The sequence below is a fragment of the Streptomyces sp. NPDC008125 genome (assembly GCF_042957125.1).
Lineage (GTDB): Bacteria > Actinomycetota > Actinomycetes > Streptomycetales > Streptomycetaceae > Streptomyces.
The window spans coordinates 414,853-435,763 of sequence record NZ_JBIBHR010000002.1 but is presented as its reverse complement, the minus strand read 5'-3'; the positions used below and the strand labels follow the sequence as shown (position 1 = coordinate 435,763).

The following is a 20,911-nucleotide window of genomic DNA, read 5'->3' as shown; positions in this document are numbered from 1 at the left end:
TGGGAGCCGCTGATGGTGAGACTCCTGGGACGGCCGCTTGGATGTGCTGGCGCCGGGGCGCGTTTGAAACGGCGTGCGGAGCGCTGCGCATCGTAGCGCGCGGGGCGGACAACCCGGTCACCCCCGGTGCGGGCGTTCTTCCTGGGGCGGGAGGGGCCCACGGTGTCGCCGGGGCGTCCGGATCACGGACGGTTTCCCTCATGCGTCCATGTTGTATCTATGCTGTGTGCATGCCTGTCGCACCTCCCGCTTCCGCTGCTGCCCACCGGGCGCGACCCAAGCCGCCTCCCGCCGCCGAACGCGTCTACTCCCACGTCAAGGAGGCGGTGCTCGACCGCCGTTACGAGGGCGGGACGCTCCTCACCGAAGGGGACCTCGCCGAAGCGGTCGGCGTCTCCCGGACCCCCGTACGCGAGGCGCTGCTCCGCCTCGAAGTGGAAGGGCTGATCAAGCTCTATCCGAAGAAGGGCGCGCTCGTCCTCGCGGTCTCCGCCCAGGAGATCTCCGATGTCATCGAAACCCGGCTGCTGGTCGAGGAGTTCGCCGCCCGCAAGGCGGTGCCCGCCTCCCCGCGGTTGATCGGCAGGCTGGAGGAGCTGCTCGCCGAGCAGAGCACCCTCGCGCGGGCCGGGGACCTGGCGGCGGTCTCCGTCGCCGACCGCTGCTTCCACGCGGAGATCGTGCGCAACGCGGGCAACCAGATCCTCTCCCGCCTCTACGACCAGCTCCGCGACCGGCAGTTGAGGATGGGCGTCGCCGTGATGGAGGCGCATCCCGGCAGGATCGCCGCCAACATCACCGAGCACACCGAGCTGTTGGAAGCCATTCGATCGGGTGATGCCGAGGCGGCCGCAGGGGTCGTCCGGCGGCACGTCGGCCGGGTCAAGGTGCTGGTGCGGGGTGAGGACCGATGAGCTCGGCAGCCGCGCCCACCCTCTCGCTGCCCGGAGATCCTCCCGGCGGCCGGCGGGCCGTGTGGATATGGGGCATCGGGGTCGCCGTCTACTTCGTCGCGATCATCTTCCGTACGAGTCTCGGGGTCGCCGGGCTCGACGCCGCGACACGCTTCGACGTCAACGCCTCGGCCCTGTCGACCTTCTCCATCCTCCAGCTGCTGGTGTACGCGGGGATGCAGATACCCGTCGGCCTGATGGTCGACCGGCTCGGCACCAAGAAGGTCCTCGCCCTCGGCGCGGTCCTCTTCACCGCGGGTCAGCTCGGCTTCGCGCTCTCCCCGTCGTACGGCACCGCGCTCGCCTCGCGCGCGCTGCTCGGCTGCGGCGACGCCATGACGTTCATCAGCGTGCTGCGGCTCGGCAGCCGGTGGTTCCCGGCCCGGCGCGGACCGATGATCGGGCAGATCGCCGCGCTCTTCGGGATGGCGGGCAACCTCGTCTCCACCCTCTTCATCGCGCGCGCCCTGCACGGCTTCGGCTGGACGAAGACGTTCGTCGGCAGTTCGCTGGCCGGCGTGCTGGTGCTGGTCCTGATGCTGCTCTTCCTGAAGGACCACCCGGAGGGCCACGAACCGCCGCCCGTGGAGCACGCGGGGGCCGCGTACGTACGCCGTCAGATCGCCGCGTGCTGGCGTGAGCCCGGCACCCGGCTCGGGATGTGGGTCCACTTCACCACGCAGTTCCCGGCGATGGTCTTCCTGCTGCTGTGGGGGCTGCCGTTCCTCGTGGAGGACCAGGGGCTGAGCCGGGGCACCGCCGGCAGCCTGCTCACCCTGGTGGTGCTGGCCAACATGTCGGTGGGCCTCGTCTACGGACAGGTCATCGCCCGCCACCACGCGGCCCGGCTCCCGCTCGCCCTCGGCACGGTCGGGGCGACGGCGGTGCTCTGGGCGGCCACCATCTTCCACCCGGGCCACGCGCCGATGTGGCTGCTGATCGTGTTGTGCGTGGTGCTGGGCGCCTGCGGCCCCGCGTCGATGATCGGCTTCGACTTCGGCCGGCCCGCCAATCCGCCCGAGCGTCAGGGCACCGCTTCCGGCATCGTCAACATGGGCGGCTTCATCGCCTCGATGACCACGCTGTTCCTGGTCGGGGTGCTGCTCGACGCGACCGGCGACGACTACACGATCGCGTTCTCCTCGGTGTTCGTCCTGGAGGCGCTCGGCCTCGTACAGATCCTGCGCCTGCGCAAGCGCGCGGCGGCACGGGAGCGCGAGCACCACGTGGTCAGCCGGGTGGAGGCGGTGCACGTACCGGTGTGAGTGGTTCCGGCCCGGGGGTGCGGGGTCACCCGTTCCCGGGGGTGGCCCGTGGGGCGCGGGCCCGGGCGAACCCCCAGGCGACGAGCGCGGCGGCCAGGACGGTGAGCGCGAGGCCCGCGACCGTGGTGGCCCGGTGGAACTCCGCGGTCTGCCGGGCGCTCCAGTGCGCGTCGGCGACGCTGCCGGTGAACAGCGCGGCGAGGACCGTACCGGCGACCGCGACGGCGGCGCCGGAGCTGACCTCGGAGGCCGTGTCGACGAGGGCCGCGCCGGTCGTCGTCCGGTTCTCGGGCAGCCCCCGCAGCACGTTGACCCCCGCGACGACCCCGACCACCCGCATCCCGGACGCCACGAGGACGAGGGCGAGCGCGACCCACCCGTAGCCGTACCCGCCCAGCAGCGAGTGGACGGCGAGCCCGGCGACGACCGCCGAGGCGCTGAGCAGGGCGGCCCGTTCGAGCCCGGCCCGCTCCACGAACGGCCGGACGAACGCGCCGCCCGCGACCAGCACCACCACCTGCGGCAGCATCCCGAGGGCCGCCTGTCCGGATGACCACCCCCAGTCGAGCTGGAGCCGCAGCGTCACCAGATAGCCGAGCCCGGCGGTCGCCAGCCCTGCCGCGGCCTTGAACGCCAGGCCGGTCGACACCAGCGGGGCGGCGAGGAGCCGCAGGTCGAGGAGCGGGTGGCGCGCCGACCGCTCGCGCAGGACGAAGAGCACCGCCCCCGCCACGCCCGCCGCCAGAACCGTCCAGGGGGCCCAGGCGCCGGCGCCCCGGTCCACGAAGAGCGTCGGCGCGAGGAGCGCCGCCACGATCGTCGCCGTACCGAGCACCGCTCCGGCCACGTCCACCGGATCACGGTGGAGCTCCGCCGCCCCGTCGGGTGCGATGCCCCGGCGTATCCCCAGGAACGCGAGCGCGGCGACCGGCACGTTCACCAGCAGCAGCACCTGCCACGGCGCGACCGCGAGCACGAAACCGCCCGCCGTCGGGCCGACCGCGAGCCCCGCCAGACCCACGGTGGAGATCAGGGTGGTCGCCCGTACGCGCAGCCCGTCCTCGTCGAACAGCCGGAAGGCCAGCGCCATCGAGCCCGGCGTGGTCATCGCCGCCGCGACGCCCGTCACCGCGCGGACCGCGACGAGCTGCCCCGGGGTGGTGACGCAGACGGTCGCCAGGCTCGCGACGCCCAGCAGCACCAGCCCGACGAGCATCACCCGCCGCCGCCCGAACCGGTCGGCGACCGCGCCGAACGCGAGCATCAGCCCGCCGAACACGACCGCGTACACCCCCGCCACCCACTGGAGCGCGGTCGTCGAGGCGTGCGCCTGCCGCCCGATCGTGGGGAGTGCGACGTCGAGGACCGAGTTGTCCAGCATCTCGAAGAGGAACACCGCCGACAGACCGGCCAACGCCACCCATGCCTCGCGGAGGGAGCGGGGGGAGGGGGCCGTCCCAGGGGGTGCGGTCCCGGTCCCGTGATGAGTACGCAAGGACGACAACCACCTAAGATATAGAGTCCTATCTTACTGGGCTCAGGGTAGAGCTCCGGAATAAGATAGGCAAATCTATCTAAGCGGATTCAGAGATCCTCAAGGAGACGTCATGGCCGAGCGGCGACGCGGACCGGCGCTGGAGAAGGCACTCCTCGACGCCGCATGGGAAGAGCTCACGGCCAACGGCTACGCCCGGTTCACCATGGACGCCGTGGTCCAGCGCGCGGGCACCAGCCCGCCCGTCCTCTACCGCCGCTGGTCCGACCGCGACGCCCTCGTCCGGGCCACCCTCCAGCACGTCATGAAGGGGGCCCTCCTCGACATCCCCGACACGGGGAGCCTGCGCGGGGACGTGCTCACCCTCATGCGCGAGATCAACGCCACCCGCATCGAACTCGTCACCGTCATGAGCGTGCAACTCGCCGACTACCACCGGGCCGCCGGCCCCGACGCCCCGCGCTCCCCCCTCACCAGCGGGCGCAAGGAAGCCGTCGACGTGCTCTACGACCGGGCCGTCCGGCGCGGCGAGGTCCGGCCCGAACGCCTCACCGACCGCATCAGGTCACTCCCCTTCGACCTGCTGCGCCACGAACTCCTCACGACCTTCGCCCCCGTGCCGGACGACGTGCTCGAAGAGATCGTCGACACGGTCTTGCTGCCCCTGGTCCGCTGACGCTCCCCGCACGCATCTACGGGGTCACGGCGAACCGGTGCAGGATCGCCGCCGCCAGGTCCTCGTCGCCCTCGACCTTGATCCGGTCCGCGACGGTCGACGGCCGCACCCGCCCGCAGGCCAGCCGGTAGTACGTCTCCCAGTCCATCGCCAGCGTCACGGCGGGGCCCAGCGACGGCGAACCGTCGATCGAGCCGCGCCCCTCCGCGTCCACCCGGATCGTACGGAGGAACTCCAACGGCCCCTGGACGTCGAGCACCACGGCCGAGTTCGCCGGGGCGCCCGCGTCCTTGGCGACGACCTTCGGCAGCGCCTCCAGCAGGGTGTCGCGGACGATGTGGGCGCCGGGGGAATCGAGGTTGCCGGGCCGCCCGAGCGCCGCACGCAGGTCCTGTTCGTGCACCCACACGTCGAAGGCCCGCATGTGCAGGGCGACTTCGAGGGTCTGCTCGGCACCCAGGGGCGCCCGGACCATCGTCTCGGGGGCGCGTGACTCGTTCCGCAGCTGCCGGGAGCGGCGGATGATCGTGTACTCCAGCTCCGAGGTCATCTCGGGCGAGGTGTGGTGGCGCCGCACGTCGACCTGCATCTCCATGTACCGGGCGATGTCGCTCTGCACGTGGTAGAGGTCGCGCGGCAGTGTGTGGATGGGCCGCGGGTCGCCGAGCTGCTCGCACTCCATGCCGATGATGTGCGACACGATGTCGCGCACCGACCAGGCGGGGCACGGCGTACGGCGGTTCCAGTCCCCCTCGGCGAGCGGCAGCACCAGCTCCGTTATCGCCTCGATGGAGTGGGTCCAGGCGTCGGCGTAGGTCTGGAGGCTGGGATGGACGGTCACGGGACCCCTCGTGCGGTTCTTCGGTGCGTGGGCTGGAGAGCAGGGAGTGCGGGCGGGTGGGCTGGCACTGACGGCGCTGTCTGCGAGCTGCGTGGGAGGTTCGTTCCTTCGGAAAGTTCCAAGTTACGCTGCGAGCAGGCACCCCGGCAGTGCTTTCGTGTGACGATCGTAGGCCGGTGTTGACGGCTCGAATGCCAGGACGGTGGTACTGTGCGCGCCTCTCTGATCCAGATCGCGGTAAACCCGGACGAACCCGTCAATCACCGCAGAGCGAGGGCGGCTTCCCTCGTGGTCGGCGAGGCGTCAGGTCCGAATCCGGCCGACTTGGTGGTCCTCCCCGAACTCTGGCCGGTGGGCGCCTTCGCCTTCACCCGCTTCGCCGACGAGGCCGAGCCCCTCGAAGGCCCCACCCACGAAGTGATGTCCCGCGCGGCGGCCGAAGCGGGCGTCTGGCTGCACGCCGGATCCTTCGTCGAACGCGCCGAGGACGGCACCCTCTACAACACCTCCCTCGTCCTCGACCCGAGGGGCGAACGCGTCGCCGCCTACCGCAAGATCCACCGCTTCGGCTTCGACCAGGGCGAAGCGACCCTGATGGGCGCCGGCGACACCCTCGTCACCGTCCCCCTCCCGGACACCACCCTGGGCCTCGCCACCTGCTACGACCTCCGCTTCCCCGAACTCTTCCGGGGCCTCGTCGACGCGGGCGCCCAGACCCTCGTCGTCCCCGCCGGCTGGCCCGAACGCCGCCGCGCCCACTGGACCCTCCTCGCCCGGGCCCGCGCCGTCGAGAACCAGGCGTACGTCCTCGCCGTCGGCACCGCCGGCACCCACGCCGACGTTCCCCAGGCGGGCCACACCATCGCGGTCGACCCGTGGGGCGAGGTCCTCGCCGAGGCGGGTGCGGACGAGGAGATCCTGCGGGTGGAGTTCGACCCGGCGAAGGTGGAGAAGACCCGTGCGCAGTTCCCGGCGCTGAAGGACCGACGGCTGGGGGTGGAGCGGCCGGGGGAGGTGGGGTGAGGGGTGGCAGGGGGAGGGTGAGGGTGGGATTCCCGAACCGGTGAAGGACCGAAGTGACGACGTGTGCTTCCCGCGCGTGCGGGAGTGCTCAGGTCCCCGGTCGGAGAAGCGGACCCACGATCCGTCGGCCGAGGTTCGGGTCTCACCCACCGTCCCTCAGTCGTCCCCCTTGTCGTGCTCCTTCTCAGCGAGGACGATCACGCACATCGCGACCGCGATCAGCAGCGAGGCGTCGGCGTCCTCGCGGACGATGTCGATGCCGTACGTGTCGCGGATGCTGAGCAGGCGCCGGGAGATCCGGGCCAGCAGCTCGTCGTCGTAGTCGATCGCGAACTCGCGGTCGAGGATCTTGCCGCTGACGTCGAGTTCGGTGCCGTCCGCCATGGTCACGCGGTAGTGGTTGCGGAGCAGCGACAGGTGCTTCTTCCTGACCCGTGCCAGCTCTTCGCCGTCGCGCTCGATGATCATCGTGTCGCGGATGCTGATCAGCTTCTGGCGCAGCTCCACGAGGACCCGGCCGTTCGCGTCCTTCAGCTCGAAGGTGTCGCGTACCCGCATGGCCTTGCCGTCGACGAGGAACACCTTGCGGCCCTCGGTGTCCTCGATCCAGTAGTCGTCGCCGATGGCGAACAGTCGCTCGCGTACGAGAAGTCTCATGGAGCACAGCTTCCCGGAGGCGGCCACGGAATGCCTGAGGGCGCGCGAGGTGCCGGAGGGTGCGGAGGCACCGGAGCAACGCGGACGTACCCCGCCCACGCCGCCGGCGAGCGCGGGATGAACACGGCATGAACAAGGACACCGGCCCGGGCGACGACTTCCCCCGCTTCGCCCGCGGCGGGAACCGGGCCGGGGCGTCGCGGAGTCACGGTCGTGAAGAGGGGCCGGACGCACCGCGTCGCAGCCGAGTCGGAGCCGCGTACGCACTGATCCGTCACGCATCACGGGACAGCCAGGCTGCCCGACGGCCCGAGACAGTCCGGCACCCCGAGGAGAGAACGTGATCCACCGCCTGAAGCGGATACCGGCGTTGTTCGTGGGAGCGCTCCTCGTCGGGGGGCTGGCCGCCTGTGATCCGGAGGGGCTGCACTCCGCCGAGCACGCCGGTCCGTTCCCGTACGAGTCTCCGGCCGACACCGCCGATGTCGACCTGCGCGAGGCCCTGTCCGACTACGGCGTCCGCCTGCCCGAGGGGGCCGAGGAGATCACCTACGGCGCGCTCAAGGCGCTGGACGGGTACCCGTTCCGGGTCGAGTTCTCGATGCCCTGCGACGGCGTCCCGGCCTTCGTCCGGGAGAACCAGCTCGTCCCGGCCGGGAAGGAGACCCCCGACGGGGTGAGGATGGAGGTCATGGATCAGGGGCTCCCGGTGGACGCCGACCCGGCGTACGTCCGGGCGAAGGGGTCAGAACTGTTCACGGTGTACGCGGCGATCTTCGACCGGTCGGGGACGTGCAGGGTGTTCCTCAGCAGCTGAGCCCGCCGGGAGCCCCTCCTGCCATGCCGCCACCCGTGATCGGCGACGACGCCGCGAGTGCGCCACCCGTGATCGGCGACGACGCCGCGAGTGGCACCCTTGAGGCATGAACGATGCCGTCCCGGCGCCCGCCCCCGCGCCCCACCGTGCCCGTGTCCGCGCCCCCGAGCTCATCGGCAAGGGCGGCTGGCTCAACACGGGTGGCCAGCAGTACACCCTCGCTGACCTGCGGGGACGCATTGTCGTCCTCGATTTCTGGACCTTTTGCTGCGTGAACTGCCTGCACGTCCTCGACGAGCTGCGCGAGCTGGAGGAGAAGCACCGCGACACCGTGGTGATCATCGGCGTGCACTCGCCGAAGTTCGTGCACGAGGCGGAGCACCAGGCCGTCGTGGACGCCGTGGAGCGGTACGAGGTGCACCACCCGGTGCTCGACGACCCGGAGCTCGCGACGTGGAAGCAGTACGCGGTCCGGGCCTGGCCGACGCTCGTGGTCATCGACCCCGAGGGGTACGTCGTCGCCCAGCACGCCGGCGAGGGCCACGCCCACGCCATCGCGAAGCTGGTGGACGAGCTGGAGGCCGAGCACGAGGCGAAGGGCACCCTGCGGCGCGGGGACGGCCCGTACGTGGCGCCCGAGCCGGTCGCGACCCACCTGCGGTTCCCGGGCAAGGCGCTGCTGCTGCCGGACGGCGGCTTCCTGGTCTCGGACACCACCCGCCACCGGCTGGTGGAGCTGGAGGCGGACGGCGAGACCGTACGCGGCCACTACGGCACCGGCGAGCGCGGCTTCACCGACGGCGGCCGTGACGAGGTGCGGTTCAGCGAGCCGCAGGGCCTCGCGGTGCTGCCGGACGGCCGGATCGCCGTCGCGGACACCGTCAACCACGCGCTGCGCGCCCTGGACCTCACCACCGGCCGCACGGTGACGCTCGCCGGCACCGGCAACCAGTGGTGGCAGGGCTCCGCGACCTCGGGTCCGGCGCGCGAGGTGGACCTCTCCTCGCCGTGGGACATCGCCTGGTTCGGCGACCGCCTCTGGATCGCCATGGCGGGCGTGCACCAGCTGTGGACGTACGATCCCGGGGCCGGGACCGTCGAGGTCGCGGCGGGCACCACCAACGAGGGGCTCGTCGACGGTCCGGCGGCGGAGGCGTGGTTCGCGCAGCCGTCCGGGCTCGCGGCCTCCGCCGACGGGGAGCGGCTGTGGATCGCCGACTCCGAGACCTCGGCGCTGCGCTTCGTGGACCGGGCGGGCGTGGTGACCACGGCCGTGGGCACCGGTCTCTTCGACTTCGGGCACCGCGACGGGGCGGCCGGCCAGGCGCTGTTCCAGCACCCGCTGGGTGTCACCGCGCTGCCGGACGGGTCGGTGGCCGTCTCGGACACGTACAACAACGCGCTGCGGCGCTTCGACCCGGCGAGCGGCGAGGTGACGACGCTCGCGACGGACCTGCGGGAACCGAGCGACGCGGTGCTGGTCGACGGTGACCTGGTGGTCGTGGAGTCGGCGCGGCACCGGCTGACCCGGCTGCGGCTGCCCGAGGAGGCGCTGCGGGTCGACGGCGGCGCGCACCGTACCCAGCGCGCGGCCACCGAGGTCGCCGCCGGGAACCTCCGGCTGGACGTGGTCTTCCAGGCGCCGGCCGGTCAGAAGCTCGACCTGCGGTACGGCCCCTCCACCCGGCTGCTGGTCTCCTCGACCCCGCCGGAGCTGCTGGCCGAGGGTTCCGGCGCGGGCACGGACCTCTTCCGCGACCTGGTGCTCGCGGACGGGGTCACCGAGGGCATCCTGCACGTCTCGGCGATGGCCGCGTCCTGCGACGACGACCCGGCGAACGAGTACCCGGCCTGCCACGTCCACCAGCAGGACTGGGGCGTACCGGTCGTGGTGACGGCGGACGGCGTGGCCCGGCTGCCGTTGGTGCTCGCGGGCATGGACGACGCCTGACCGGGCCTTCCTCCGGGCCGGGTTCCCGTCGGCGGGTTCTCGTCGGCGGGTTCCCGTGGGCGGGTTCTCGTCGGCGGGTTCTCAGAACTCGTCGGCGCCGTTGCGCAGTTCGGGCGTCCAGTAGCCGGTGGCCCACTTCGCGGGGTTGACGGCGATACCGCCGGAGCCGGGGGCCTTCACGGTGGCCATCCCCGCGCCGGCCGGGAAGGTGATGGTGAAGTCCTGCGCCGTTCTGACGTCCTCGTCCGTTCCGCCGTCCGACAGTCGCACCACCGCGTAGGCGGGAGCACCGGCGGTGAGGACGACCGCTTCGGCGGGCTTGCTGCTGGCGACCGCCGGAGCGGCGCCGAGGGCGTTCTCCAGGAACCGGATCTCCGGGAAGCCCGGCATCAGGCAGCTGTGCCCCGAGGTGTTCTTCGCGGTCAGCACGATGTGGGTGTAGGGCGGGCCGTCCTGAACCGCGGCACTGACCGTGAGGGTCTTGGTGGTGCAGGCGGGGGTGCCGGCGGAGGTTCCGGTTCCGCCACCCGTGGTCGTACCGGTGGCCTCGGCCGTACCGGCACTCTCCGTCGTACCGGCGCTCTGCGTCGTACCGGCGCTCTGCGCGGCGCCCGGGTCCGACGCGGGGTCGGCCGGGGCGGAGGGCGTCGCCGAGCCGCTCAGCACCGTGCCGGCGGACTCCGTGCCGGCGGACTTGGTGCCGGCGTCGGTGTCGTCGCAGGCGGTGAGGGCCAGGGCGAGCGCGGCGGCGGCTGCGGCGGCGAGGACGGTGCTGCGGGTGCGGTAGGCGGACGTACGCATGGAGATTCCCCCGGGAAGCGGTAGGACGACGGTGCGCCGACGGCGGCCGTAAACGCCGTGAGCTGCTGACATCTCCGAGTCTGGGCCCCATCGCTGACGTTCCGCCGGTGTCCCGCTGACGTCCCGCTGACGCTCCGCGCCCGAGGGCCGCCGCCCTTTGCCGGGCCACGAGGGGTCACACCCACTCGTCGACGGCCGCTGCGAGGAGGGTGGCCGCGTAGCGGAGCGTGGGCTTCAGCCCGTGTCGGTGAGTCTGCGCAGGGCCACCTCGTGCCGTATCCGGTGGTCCGCCCGTGCCGAGACCCGCAGCAGGACCTCCAGGGCGCGCACCGCGCCCTCGTCGTATCCGACGCGTTCCGCTTCCTCGGCGGCCCGCTCCAGCAGCAGGATGCCGCCGTCCTCCTCGCCGAGCGCCAGACGGGCCTCGCCGGCGACGGCGAGCAGCAGCGAGCGGCGGGCGGCCTCCTGCTGGTCCGGGCCCAGGTCCAGTGCCGCACGTGCGGTCGCCAGGGCGGCGGCGGGCCGGTCGGCCACCAGCTGCAACCGGGCGAGATGCTGCAGCGCGAGCGTCTCCGTGTGCCGGTCGCCCTCCTCCCGGGCCAGTGCGACGGCCCGCTCGCAGCCCTCCAGAGCCGTTCCGGTCGCGCCCCGGCCCGCCTGGACGACCGCCAGGTTGATCAACGCCGTCGCCTCGCCCAGCCGGTCACCGGCCTGCCGCGCGAGACCCGGCGAGCGTTCCAGGAGGACGGCCGCCTCGGCGGTCCTGCCCTCCTCCACCAGCACCCAGCCCAGCAGGCTGAGCACGCGCGACTCGGCGTAGGGGTCCTGCCGGGTCCGCGCGGAGTCCAGCGCCAGCTCCAGCAGGGGGGACCAGCTGTCCCGTACCCGCCACACCACCTGCGGCCACTGGAGCAGGATGATCCGCCAGGCCCGGTCGTGCAGACCGGCCTCCCTCGCCGCGACGGCGGCCCGTGCCAGGTCGTCCCGTTCGGCGGCCAGCCAGCGCATCGCCGCGGCACGGTCGGCGAAGTCCCGTACGGCGGAGGGGCGGTGGTAGTCCTCCGGAAGGACGAAGCAGGGCTCGCCGCCGGGCTCCGCGGCCTCGGAGGCGGCGAGGGCGGTGGCGATGCAGTGGTCGAGGACGCCGATCAGGGCCTCGGGCCCGGCCGCCGGGTCGAGATCCCGGGCGTACAGGCGCACCAGGTCGTGCAGCACCCAGTGCTCCGGCGCGGTCTCGGTCACGAGGTGCGCGGAGCCGAGCCGTTCCAGGGCGGCCGAGGCGGCGGCGGGACCGGTGCCGGCGAGTGCCGCGCAGGTGTACCGGTCGAAGTGGCCGCCGGGGTGGTGGCCGAGCCGGGCCAGCACATGGGCGGCGTCCGGCGGGAGTTGTTGGACGGTCAGCCGGAGAGCGGCCGAGACGCCGACGTCGTCCACGTCGAGACGGGCCAGCCGGCCGCGTTCGTCGGCCAGCTCCTCGGCCATTCCGGCGAGGGTCCGCTGCGGCCGGCCGGCCAGCCGGGCGGCCGTGACCCGCAGAGCGAGCGGAAGCCCTCCGCAGAGTTCGGCCAGGCGGCGGGCGGCCACGGGTTCGGCGCGGACCCTCTCCTCACCGAGGACACCGGCGAGCAGGGCCGTGCCGTCCCGGGGTTCGAGGGTGTCGAGCGGGACGGGTCGGGCCGCGTCCGAGGCGATGAGGCCCTCCAGCCGGTTGCGGCTGGTGACGACCGTGACGCAGTCGGTCCCACCGGGGAGCAGGGCGCGGACGGTGGAGGAATCGCGGGCGTTGTCGAGGAGCACGAGCAGTCGGCGCCGCTCGGTCAGGGAGCGGAAGAGCGCGGCCCCCGCGGTGACGGACTCCGGGACGCGGCGCGGTGCCACGCCGAGGGCGAGCAGGAACTCGCGGAGCACGTCGACCGGAGCGGGCTCGCCCGTCTCGCTGAACCCGCGCAGATCGGCGAAGAGCCGCCCGTCCGGGAACGCGGCGGGGTTGTGGTGCGCCCACTGGACGGCCAGCGAGGTCTTGCCCACCCCGGCAGGGCCGGTGACCAGGCACACCGGCGCCTCGCCTGCGGCGGCCCGGGTGAGCGCGGCCAGCTCGGCGGTGCGCCCGTGGAAGCCGCGGGGGGCGCGCGGCAGCAGATCGACGGGGTGCGGGGCGACCGGAGCGTGCGGTCCCGGCGCCGGAGGCGGTACGGGGAGCGCGCCGGCCGCCGTCGCCCCGGGGGGCACCGGGCCGCCCGCTTCCGTACCCGTGGCACCGGACGGCTCCACCGTCTCGTGACCCCCGGGGAACGGGACGGTCCCGGGATCGCCACGCAGGATCAGCGCGTAGGCGTCGGCCAGCTCGCGGCCCGGGTCGATGCCCAGCTCGTCGGCGAGCAGCCGCCTCGTACGGTGGAACCAGTCCAGGGCCTCGGACTGGCGCCCCGCCCGGTACAGCGCCAGGATCAGGGCCGCGGACAGGGACTCCCGCAACGGTTGTGCCGCGGCTTCCGCCCGCAGGACGGCGGCGGCCCGGTGGTGCTCGCCCAGTCGGCCGTGGGCACGGGCCAGTTCCTCCACCGTGGCCAGCCGCGATTCCTCCAGCGTGTGTGCCGCGGCCTGCAGCGGAGGACCGGCGAGTGCTCCGCTGAGGGCGGGGCCCTGCCACAACGAGAGGGCGTCCTGGAGCATGAGGACGGAGTCGGCGGTGCTGCGCTGTTGCCGTGCCAGCATCAGGAGTTCCTCGAACCGCTGCGAGTCCAGCAGGGTTTCGGAAGCGCGCAGGACGTAGGCGTCGCCGAGGGTGAGCAGCTCCACGCCGTACACCGCCGCCTCAGCCTCCACCAGCAGGGCGCGGAGGCGTGAGACGTGCCCCTGGATGACGCCGCGGGCGTGCGCCGGGGGCAGGTCGTCCCACAGGGACTCCGTCAGCCGGGCGACGGAGACGGGTGTGTTGACGGAGAGCAGCAGGGCGGCCAGCAGGCTGCGCCGTTTCGCCGGGCCGAGGGGCAGCGGACCTCGGTGGGTGTCGACGGAGACCGTGCCGAGCAGCCGGAACTCCACGAGCGGCTTCCTTCCGGGCGGAACGCACCCGGGGCGGGGGCCCGGACGGGAAGCCAGGATATCGGGGCCTTGGTGCGGGTCCTGCGTGCGGATCACGCCGGGCTCGCGGGCCCTGTTCCGGCCCGGACCGGACGGAAGGCCCTGGCCGGGCCGGTCTGCGGCCGTGCCGCGTACGTCCCGCTCGGGCCCGTGCGTTCACCCGGGGGGCCCGGCCCGGCCGCCGCGTGCGCGTGCGGAGTGCCGGACCCCCGTCGGGTCACTGGTAGCGGCGCTCTTCCTCCGACACGACCGTGGTCGTGGGCGGCACGATCATGCGGCGGCGCCGCGCGATGCTCATGTAGGCGAAGACCCCGACGAGGCCGACGAGCATCATGATCCAGCCGACCAGGTCGACGTTGACCGTGTCGATCTGCCAGTCGGTGGCGAACGCCAGTACCGCCCCGGCACCGATCAGGAGAATGCATCCTCCGAGTCCCATGATTCCCGCCTCCTCGACGACCCGGTGGCTCCGGGCCGGTGTACGGATCGCGTACCCGGCCCGGCGTCAACCATGTCCGTGCGGGCGGCAGGTGACCCGGCGTCAGCCCGCCAGGAACTCGGTCAGGGCGTTGGCCAGCAGGAACGGGTCGTCGGAGCCGCAGAGTTCGCGGGCGCTGTGCATCGAGAGGATGGCAACCCCGATGTCGACGGTCTGGATTCCGTGGCGGGCGGCGGTGATCGGGCCGATCGTGGTGCCGCACGACACCGAGTTGTTGGAGACGAATGTCTGCAGCGGCACACCCGCCCGCTCGCACGCGCCGGCGAACAGCGCGCGGCCGTTGCCGTCGGTCGCGTACCGCATGTTGACGTTGACCTTCAGGATCGGACCGCCGTTGACGACCGGGTGGTGCGTCGGGTCGTGGCGCTCCGCGTAGTTGGGGTGGATCGCGTGGCCGGTGTCGGAGGAGACGCAGATGGTTCCGGCGAAGGCGCGGGCGCGGTCCTCGTAGCCGCCGCCCCGGGCGTACACCGAGCGCTCCATGACGGTGCCGAGCAGCGGGCCGTCGGCGCCGGTGTCGGACTGGGAGCCGTTCTCCTCGTGGTCGAAGGCGGCGAGCACCGGGATGTACGGGAGCTCGGTGCCCTCGGAGGCGTGGCGCTGGGCGACGGCGGCCAGGGCCGCGGCGCCGGCGTGCACCGAGATCAGGTTGTCCATCCGGGGGCCGGCCACGAGCTCCTCGTCGCGGCCCAGGTAGGAGGGCTTCTCGACGGCGTGCGCCATCAGGTCCCAGCCGGTGACGTCCTCCGGGTCGACGCCCGCCTCCTCGGCGACGAACCGGATGAGGTCGCCCTCCTCGACCTTGCCCAGGCCCCAGATCGGCTGCATGTGCTTCTGGCGGTCGAGCTTGAGGCCGTCGTTGGCCGAGCGGTCGAGGTGGACGGCGAGCTGCGGGACGCGCAGCAGGGGGCGGTCGACCGAGGCCAGCACGTCGGTGCCGTCGCGCAGCGAGAGCCGGCCCGCGATGCCGAGGTCCCGGTCGAGCCAGGTGTTGAGCAGGGTCCCGCCGTAGATCTCCACGGCGACCTGGCGCCAGCCGTGCGCGCCGGTGTCGGGCAGCGGCTTGACCCGCAGGTTGGGCGAGTCGGTGTGGGCGCCGACGATACGGAACGGGGTGTGGGGGGACGCGCCTTCGGGGACGTACCAGGCGATGATGGCGCCGCCGCGCAGGACGTACTTCCCGCCGCTCGTCGCGTCCCAGGCCGCGGTCTCCTCGACCTGGCGGAACCCTGCCTTCTCCAGACGGGCGGCGGTGTTGGCCACGGCGTGGTACGGCGAGGGGCTGGCGGCGAGGAAGGACATCAGGTCATCGGTGTGGGACCTGTCGAAAGCGTGGGAGGAACTCATGTTCTTCACTGTAACGAGGCGTGTTGTGAACCATTCACGACCGGGTGGCGGGGACCTGGCGCGGACATGACGAAGGCCCGCCCCCCGGTATGCGCCGAGGTGGGGGCGGGCCGCCGTCCGTGACGGAGTGCGACGTACCTAGAACGCGGCCTCGTCCAGCTCCATCAGGGAGTTGTCGACGGACTCGGCGAGCGCGCGCTCCGTCGAGACGCCGGGCAGGACGTTGGCGGCGAAGAACTTCGCGGCCGCGATCTTGCCCTGGTAGAAGGCGACGTCCTTGGCGGAGGCGGTCGGCAGCTTCTCCGCGGCGACGGTGGCGCCCTTGAGGAGGAGGTAGCCGACGACGACGTCACCGGAGGAGAGGAGCAGGCGGGTGGTGTTGAGGCCCACCTTGTAGATGCTCTTCACGTCCTCGCCGGTCGCGGTGAGGTCGGTGATCATCGTGCCGACGATCGCCTCCAGGTCCACGGCGGCCTTGGCGAGGGAGTCCAGCGCGGGAGCGAGCTCCTCGTTGCCCTGGGCGCCGGCGAGGAACTTCTTGATCTCCTCGGACAGCGTGTTGAGCGAGGCGCCCTGGTCGCGGACGATCTTCCGGAAGAAGAAGTCCTGGCCCTGGATGGCCGTGGTGCCCTCGTACAGGGTGTCGATCTTGGCGTCGCGGATGTACTGCTCGATCGGGTACTCCTGGAGGTACCCGGAGCCGCCGAAGGTCTGGAGCGACTGCGCGAGCTGCTCGTAGGAGCGCTCGGAGCCGTACCCCTTCACGATCGGCAGCAGCAGGTCGTTGAGACCGTGCAGCGCCTTGGCGTCCTCGCCCGCGGCCTCCTTGACCTGGATCGCGTCCTGGACGGAGGCGGTGTACAGGACGAGGGAGCGCATGCCCTCGGCGTACGCCTTCTGCGTCATGAGGGAGCGGCGCACGTCGGGGTGGTGCGTGATGGTGACCTTGGGGGCGGTCTTGTCCATGAACTGCGACAGGTCCGAGCCCTGGACGCGCTCCTTGGCGTACTCCAGCGCGTTGAGGTAGCCGGTGGAGAGGGTGGCGATGGCCTTCGTGCCGACCATCATCCGGGCGAACTCGATGATCATGAACATCTGGCGGATGCCGTCGTGCTTGTCGCCGATCAGCCAGCCCTTGGCGGGGTGCTGGTCGCCGAAGGTCATCTCGCAGGTGTTGGAGGCCTTGAGACCCATCTTGTGCTCGACGTTCGTGGCGTAGACGCCGTTGCGCTCGCCCAGCTCGCCGGTCTCCCAGTCGAAGTGGTACTTCGGGACGAGGAAGAGCGACAGGCCCTTGGTGCCCGGTCCGGCGCCCTCGGGGCGGGCCAGCACGTAGTGGAGGATGTTCTCCGACATGTCGTGCTCACCGGACGTGATGAAGCGCTTCACGCCCTCGATGTGCCAGGAGCCGTCCTCCTGCCGCACGGCCTTGGTGCGCCCGGCGCCGACGTCCGAACCGGCGTCCGGCTCGGTCAGCACCATCGTCGAGCCCCACTGCTTCTCGACCGCGATCTCGGCGACCTTCTTCTGCGCGTCGTTGCCCTCGGCGAAGAGGATGCCGGCGAACGCGGGGCCCGAGGAGTACATCCAGACGGCCGGGTTCGCGCCGAGCAGCAGCTCCGCGTAGGCCCAGATCAGGGAGCGCGGGGAGGTGGTGCCGCCGATCTCCTCCGGGAGGCCGAGGCGCCAGTACTCGGAGTCCATGAACGCCTGGTACGACCGCTTGAAGGTCTCCGGGACCGGGGCGGTGTTGGTCGCGGGGTCGAAGACCGGCGGGTTGCGGTCGGCGTCGGTGTAGGAGTCGGCGAGCTCGTTCTCCGCGAGGCGGGTGACCTCGTCGAGGATGCTCTTCGCGGTCTCGACGTCCATCTCCGCGAACGGACCGGTGCCGTACAGCTTGTCGCGCCCGAGCACCTCGAAGAGGTTGAACTCGATGTCGCGGAGATTCGACTTGTAGTGCCCCATGGGAAGGCTCCGTAATCAATAGCAGTGACGCGCAGCGCCCCGGGGAGTGATGCGGTCGGGCGACGGGCTGTGCGGAAGGCCGGCCGGCTGCATGACGCGTATCAGTCGACCTCTCCGATGATGCTACCCGTGAGTAATAAGGCGCAACCCCTGGAGCCGGAGATGTGTCCGATTACTCTTTGGGGCATGTACGGCTACGACCAGAACCCGGGTGCACAGCAGCAGATGGGTCAGATGGGGCAGATGGGCGGCGGCTACGCCGAGCAGCCGCTGTACCCCGAGCCTTCGCCGCCCTCCCTGGCGGACGCGGTACGGGCCTTCACCACCGGCACCCTCGCGGCGGAGGACTTCCAGCAGATCTTCGCGACCTCGAAGGTCTACTGCCCGCGCGGCGACGGCCCGGGATTCCTCGCGCTGCACAACACCCAGCAGCCGGTGATCCCGATGTTCACCACGCTCAAGGAGCTGCGGCGGTACGCGGGCAAGGAGTCGAAGTACTTCGTGATCACCGGCGCCGAGGTGATCGACCTGCTCCCGACCGGATACGGCTTCGTCCTGGACATGGAGGGCGACCACCGGATGGTCTTCGACGCGAAGGCCGTCGAGCAGATGGTCGATTTCGCCATGCGGCGCATGTACGGCTGAGGGGCAGGTCCTGACTTCACGGCCTGGGCCTCCGGACGATCCGTTCCGAGGGGTTCGGCGGTGATGAGTGATCGGCAGGCGGTCTTCTGGTTGTTGATCAGCCGGCGCCGGCCTCTCCCGTCGGTGTCCTGGTCTCCGGTTCGGCGGTGGTGGGCATGCGGTGGCGCAGGCAGGCGCGGACGAAGTCGCCGATGACCGGGTCGTTGTCCCCCGCGGGCGCCCATGCGACCCCGACCTGGCTGGAGCTGACGGCGGTGACGGGACGGTAGGTCACCCCGGGGCGCTGGTAGAAGCGGGCGGTGGCCTCAGGGGTGAGGCTGACGCCGTAGCCGTTGGCGATCGCGGTCAGCCATTCGTCCGGGTTCTTGGCGATGGCGCCTATCTTGACGGGGCGGCCGTCGCGTTCGTCGGTGGCCAGCCAGTAGTCGCGCCACCAGCCCGACTCGGCCGGGGTGGCTACGAACGGCTCGTCCCAGAGCCGGTGGAAGGGAATCTCGGCAAGCTCCGCGAGCGGATGGGTGCTGGGGATGCCGACCCATCGTGGCTCGGTGATCAGCACCTTGACCCGTAGCGTGTCCTGGCCGGGGAACGGCAAGCGCAGCAGTGCCACGTCCACCTGCCCGTCCGCCAGACCTGCGGTGGGGTCGGACCAGTCGGACTGCCGCATCTCCACCCGCCAGCCGGGGCGGTACTGGGCGAACGAGCCGATGATCTTCTGGGTGCTCTCGTTGGCGGCGCTGGCCACGAATCCCACGCGCAGGACGTGGGTGGCGCGGCCGGCGGCGGCGCGCGTCTCGCGCAATGCGAGGTCCCAGTCTTCCAGGACGGTCGGGACCCGCGCGGTCAGCGCCCGCCCGGCGTCGGTGAGGGACATGCCGGTCCGGGAGCGGGTGAACAGCTCGACCCCCAGCTGGGTCTCCAACTGCTTGATCTGTTTGGTCAGGGCAGGCTGGGAGATGAACAGCCGCTCCGCGGCCCGGGTCAGGTGCCCTTCCTCCGCGACGGTCGCGAAGTAGCGCAGCAGCCGGGTGTCGATGTCCATGCCGTCAGGTTATGGATTCAGGTATTGGACGGTCATGGCGGGTCCCGGCAGGATCGATCACGCAAGCAGGAGCCAGCCGGTCGACCGAAAGAGCGGACCCCATGAGCGACAAGACCTTGAAGACCGACGTCATCAACCAGTTCTTCGCGGCCTACGCCACCTACGACCTCGACGGCATGCGGGCGGTACTGACGGACGATGTCGAGTGGACGATCCCGGGTCACCACGCGCTGTCGGGGACCAAGCACGGTGTCGAGGAGGTCGCGGCCTTCTTCACCCAGCTCGGCAAGGCCGGTTTCCAGGCCGAGCCGCTGTTCCTGGAGGCCAATGAGGAATACGTCGTCGACATCCACCGCGGCTGGACCACCGAGGGGGCGGGCAAGGTGGATACCGTCTGGGCCCTGGTGTGGCATTTCAACCGCGAGGGCAAGGTCGACCGGGTCATCAACCTCTCCGGCGACCAGCACCAGATGGACGCGTACATCTGGAACAACTACACGCTGGCCCCGATACCCGACCGGCTGGCCTGAATCAACCGCCCGGAACCTGCCCCCGAGGACGGCTGAGTGCTCAGGCGGACCGGTTCCGAGGGGGGCAGGCGCATGGGCCAAGTGGCTTCGCTGTGCCCCTCCCACCCGCGGCGTCTCTTCCCTGCCTGGCCAGGCGGACCGCTCGCCGGGCCCGGGCCCGGAACTGGGGCGTGTCTCGTCCGAACAGGCCCGCACCGGTGGTGCGGGCCTGTTTCCGTCACGCCTGCGCGCCCTGTCGGTGCGGCCGCCCGTCCCCGGTGCCCCTGGGCGCCCCGCGCCGGGAATGAACGACGCCTTGCAAGATGTTCACTGTTCAACTAAATTGGAAGCAGATCCCGCCCGGAGGTGGCTCCCATGCCCGCAGTGACCGTAGAAAACCCGCTGACCCTGCCCAAGGTGGCCGCCTCGGGCGACGCCGTCGCACGTCCCGTGCTCGCGGTCACCACCGCGCCGACGGGCTTCGAGGGCGAGGGCTTCCCGGTGCGCCGCGCGTTCGCCGGGATCAACTACAAGCACCTCGACCCGTTCATCATGATGGACCAGATGGGCGAGGTGGAGTACGCCGCCGGCGAGCCGAAGGGGACTCCCTGGCACCCGCACCGCGGCTTCGAGACGGTGACCTACCTGATCGACGGCAGCTTCATCCACCAGGACTCCAACGGTGGCGGCGGCACCATCGAGAACGGCGACACCCAGTGGATGACGGCGGGCTCCGGCCTGCTGCACATCGAGGCGCCGCCGGAGTCGCTGGTCATGTCCGGCGGCCTCTTCCACGGCCTCCAGCTCTGGGTGAACCTGCCCAAGAGCCACAAGATGATGGACCCCCGCTACCAGGACATCCGCGGCGGCCAGGTCCAGCTCCTCGCCTCCCCGGACGGCGGCGCGCTGCTCCGCGTCATCGCCGGTGAGCTCGACGGCCACGAGGGCCCCGGCATCACCCACACCCCCATCACGATGATCCACGCGACCGTCCGGCCCGGCGCCGAGGTGACCCTGCCGTGGCGCGAGGACTTCAACGGTCTCGCGTACGTCCTCGCCGGCCGCGGTACCGCGGGCGCCGAGCGCCGCCCCGTCCACATGGGGCAGACCGCCGTCTTCGGCGCCGGATCCTCGCTGACCGTCCGCGCGGACGAGCAGCAGGACGGGCACACCCCCGACCTGGAGGTCGTGCTCCTCGGCGGGCGTCCGATCCGCGAGCCGATGGCCCACTACGGGCCGTTCGTGATGAACAGCCAGGCCGAACTGAAGAGGGCCTTCGAGGACTTCCAGGCCGGCCGTCTCGGCACCGTCCCGGCGGTCCACGGCATGTGATGCCCCCGG

Annotated in this window: 18 protein-coding genes; 9 read left to right on the top strand and 9 right to left on the bottom strand. The window is 71.7% G+C overall.

The window, feature by feature from the left end:
• The first annotated feature begins 230 nt into the window (after positions 1-230).
• Together ACFZAX_RS04645 and ACFZAX_RS04640 are read left to right on the top strand one after the other, a co-directional pair.
• Entirely contained in the window at positions 231-914 is a 684-nt protein-coding gene (locus ACFZAX_RS04645) for an FCD domain-containing protein (RefSeq protein WP_390959041.1), read from the top strand.
• Entirely contained in the window at positions 911-2,218 is a 1,308-nt protein-coding gene (locus ACFZAX_RS04640; protein ID WP_390959040.1) for an MFS transporter, read from the top strand. Before ACFZAX_RS04645 ends, ACFZAX_RS04640 begins: the two co-directional genes overlap by 4 nt.
• Positions 2,219-2,243: 25 nt before the next feature.
• Here the strand turns inward: ACFZAX_RS04640 and ACFZAX_RS04635 are convergent, their stop codons facing one another.
• Positions 2,244-3,638, bottom strand: a complete 1,395-nt coding sequence (locus ACFZAX_RS04635; RefSeq protein WP_390959039.1) for an MFS transporter — start codon at positions 3,636-3,638, stop codon at positions 2,244-2,246.
• 187 nt (positions 3,639-3,825) lie between these two features.
• Here ACFZAX_RS04635 and ACFZAX_RS04630 point away from each other — a divergent pair, with 187 nt between their 5' ends.
• Positions 3,826-4,389, top strand: a complete 564-nt coding sequence (locus ACFZAX_RS04630; protein WP_390959037.1) for a TetR/AcrR family transcriptional regulator C-terminal ligand-binding domain-containing protein — start codon at positions 3,826-3,828, stop codon at positions 4,387-4,389.
• Between the two features lie 16 nt (positions 4,390-4,405).
• Here the strand turns inward: ACFZAX_RS04630 and ACFZAX_RS04625 are convergent, their stop codons facing one another.
• The gene (locus ACFZAX_RS04625) at positions 4,406-5,230 is read right to left on the bottom strand and encodes a maleylpyruvate isomerase family mycothiol-dependent enzyme (protein WP_390959035.1); all 825 of its coding nucleotides are present in this window, start codon (positions 5,228-5,230) and stop codon (positions 4,406-4,408) included.
• 210 nt (positions 5,231-5,440) lie between these two features.
• Here ACFZAX_RS04625 and ACFZAX_RS04620 point away from each other — a divergent pair, with 210 nt between their 5' ends.
• Entirely contained in the window at positions 5,441-6,253 is an 813-nt protein-coding gene (locus tag ACFZAX_RS04620; RefSeq protein ID WP_390959033.1) for a nitrilase-related carbon-nitrogen hydrolase, read from the top strand.
• A gap of 156 nt (positions 6,254-6,409) precedes the next feature.
• On the opposite strand, the gene ACFZAX_RS04615 is transcribed toward ACFZAX_RS04620, so the two are convergent.
• On the bottom strand, positions 6,410-6,910 hold the full coding sequence (locus tag ACFZAX_RS04615) for an LURP-one-related family protein (protein WP_390959031.1): 501 nt from the start codon (positions 6,908-6,910) through the stop codon (positions 6,410-6,412).
• Positions 6,911-7,250: 340 nt separating this feature from the next.
• On the opposite strand from ACFZAX_RS04615, the gene ACFZAX_RS04610 reads away from it, so the two are divergent.
• Both ACFZAX_RS04610 and ACFZAX_RS04605 read left to right on the top strand, forming a co-directional pair.
• Positions 7,251-7,727: a hypothetical protein gene (locus ACFZAX_RS04610; protein ID WP_390959029.1), complete on the top strand. Its 477-nt coding sequence runs from the start codon at positions 7,251-7,253 to the stop codon at positions 7,725-7,727.
• A gap of 106 nt (positions 7,728-7,833) precedes the next feature.
• Complete coding sequence (locus ACFZAX_RS04605) at positions 7,834-9,678, top strand: thioredoxin-like domain-containing protein (RefSeq protein ID WP_390959028.1); 1,845 nt, start codon at positions 7,834-7,836, stop codon at positions 9,676-9,678.
• A gap of 81 nt (positions 9,679-9,759) precedes the next feature.
• On the opposite strand, the gene ACFZAX_RS04600 is transcribed toward ACFZAX_RS04605, so the two are convergent.
• The 5 genes from ACFZAX_RS04600 to ACFZAX_RS04580 form a co-directional block, all read right to left on the bottom strand.
• Positions 9,760-10,479 (bottom strand): DUF4232 domain-containing protein, encoded by a 720-nt coding sequence (locus ACFZAX_RS04600; protein WP_390959026.1) that lies wholly within the window; start codon positions 10,477-10,479, stop codon positions 9,760-9,762.
• Positions 10,480-10,713: 234 nt separating this feature from the next.
• Complete coding sequence (locus tag ACFZAX_RS04595; protein WP_390959024.1) at positions 10,714-13,524, bottom strand: BTAD domain-containing putative transcriptional regulator; 2,811 nt, start codon at positions 13,522-13,524, stop codon at positions 10,714-10,716.
• Between the two features lie 256 nt (positions 13,525-13,780).
• Entirely contained in the window at positions 13,781-14,002 is a 222-nt protein-coding gene (locus ACFZAX_RS04590) for a DUF6458 family protein (protein WP_390959022.1), read from the bottom strand.
• A gap of 102 nt (positions 14,003-14,104) precedes the next feature.
• Positions 14,105-15,409, bottom strand: a complete 1,305-nt coding sequence (locus tag ACFZAX_RS04585; protein WP_390959020.1) for a M18 family aminopeptidase — start codon at positions 15,407-15,409, stop codon at positions 14,105-14,107.
• Positions 15,410-15,547: 138 nt separating this feature from the next.
• Complete coding sequence (locus ACFZAX_RS04580; protein ID WP_390959018.1) at positions 15,548-17,374, bottom strand: acyl-CoA dehydrogenase C-terminal domain-containing protein; 1,827 nt, start codon at positions 17,372-17,374, stop codon at positions 15,548-15,550.
• Between the two features lie 186 nt (positions 17,375-17,560).
• Between ACFZAX_RS04580 and ACFZAX_RS04575 the strand changes: the two genes are divergently transcribed.
• The gene (locus ACFZAX_RS04575; RefSeq protein WP_327176900.1) at positions 17,561-18,019 is read left to right on the top strand and encodes an SseB family protein; all 459 of its coding nucleotides are present in this window, start codon (positions 17,561-17,563) and stop codon (positions 18,017-18,019) included.
• A gap of 97 nt (positions 18,020-18,116) precedes the next feature.
• Here the strand turns inward: ACFZAX_RS04575 and ACFZAX_RS04570 are convergent, their stop codons facing one another.
• Positions 18,117-19,061: a LysR substrate-binding domain-containing protein gene (locus ACFZAX_RS04570; protein ID WP_390959016.1), complete on the bottom strand. Its 945-nt coding sequence runs from the start codon at positions 19,059-19,061 to the stop codon at positions 18,117-18,119.
• A 101-nt stretch (positions 19,062-19,162) separates the two neighbouring features.
• Between ACFZAX_RS04570 and ACFZAX_RS04565 the strand changes: the two genes are divergently transcribed.
• Both ACFZAX_RS04565 and ACFZAX_RS04560 read left to right on the top strand, forming a co-directional pair.
• On the top strand, positions 19,163-19,591 hold the full coding sequence (locus ACFZAX_RS04565; protein ID WP_390959014.1) for a nuclear transport factor 2 family protein: 429 nt from the start codon (positions 19,163-19,165) through the stop codon (positions 19,589-19,591).
• Between the two features lie 354 nt (positions 19,592-19,945).
• Entirely contained in the window at positions 19,946-20,902 is a 957-nt protein-coding gene (locus ACFZAX_RS04560) for a pirin family protein (protein ID WP_390959013.1), read from the top strand.
• The last annotated feature ends 9 nt before the right edge of the window (positions 20,903-20,911 follow it).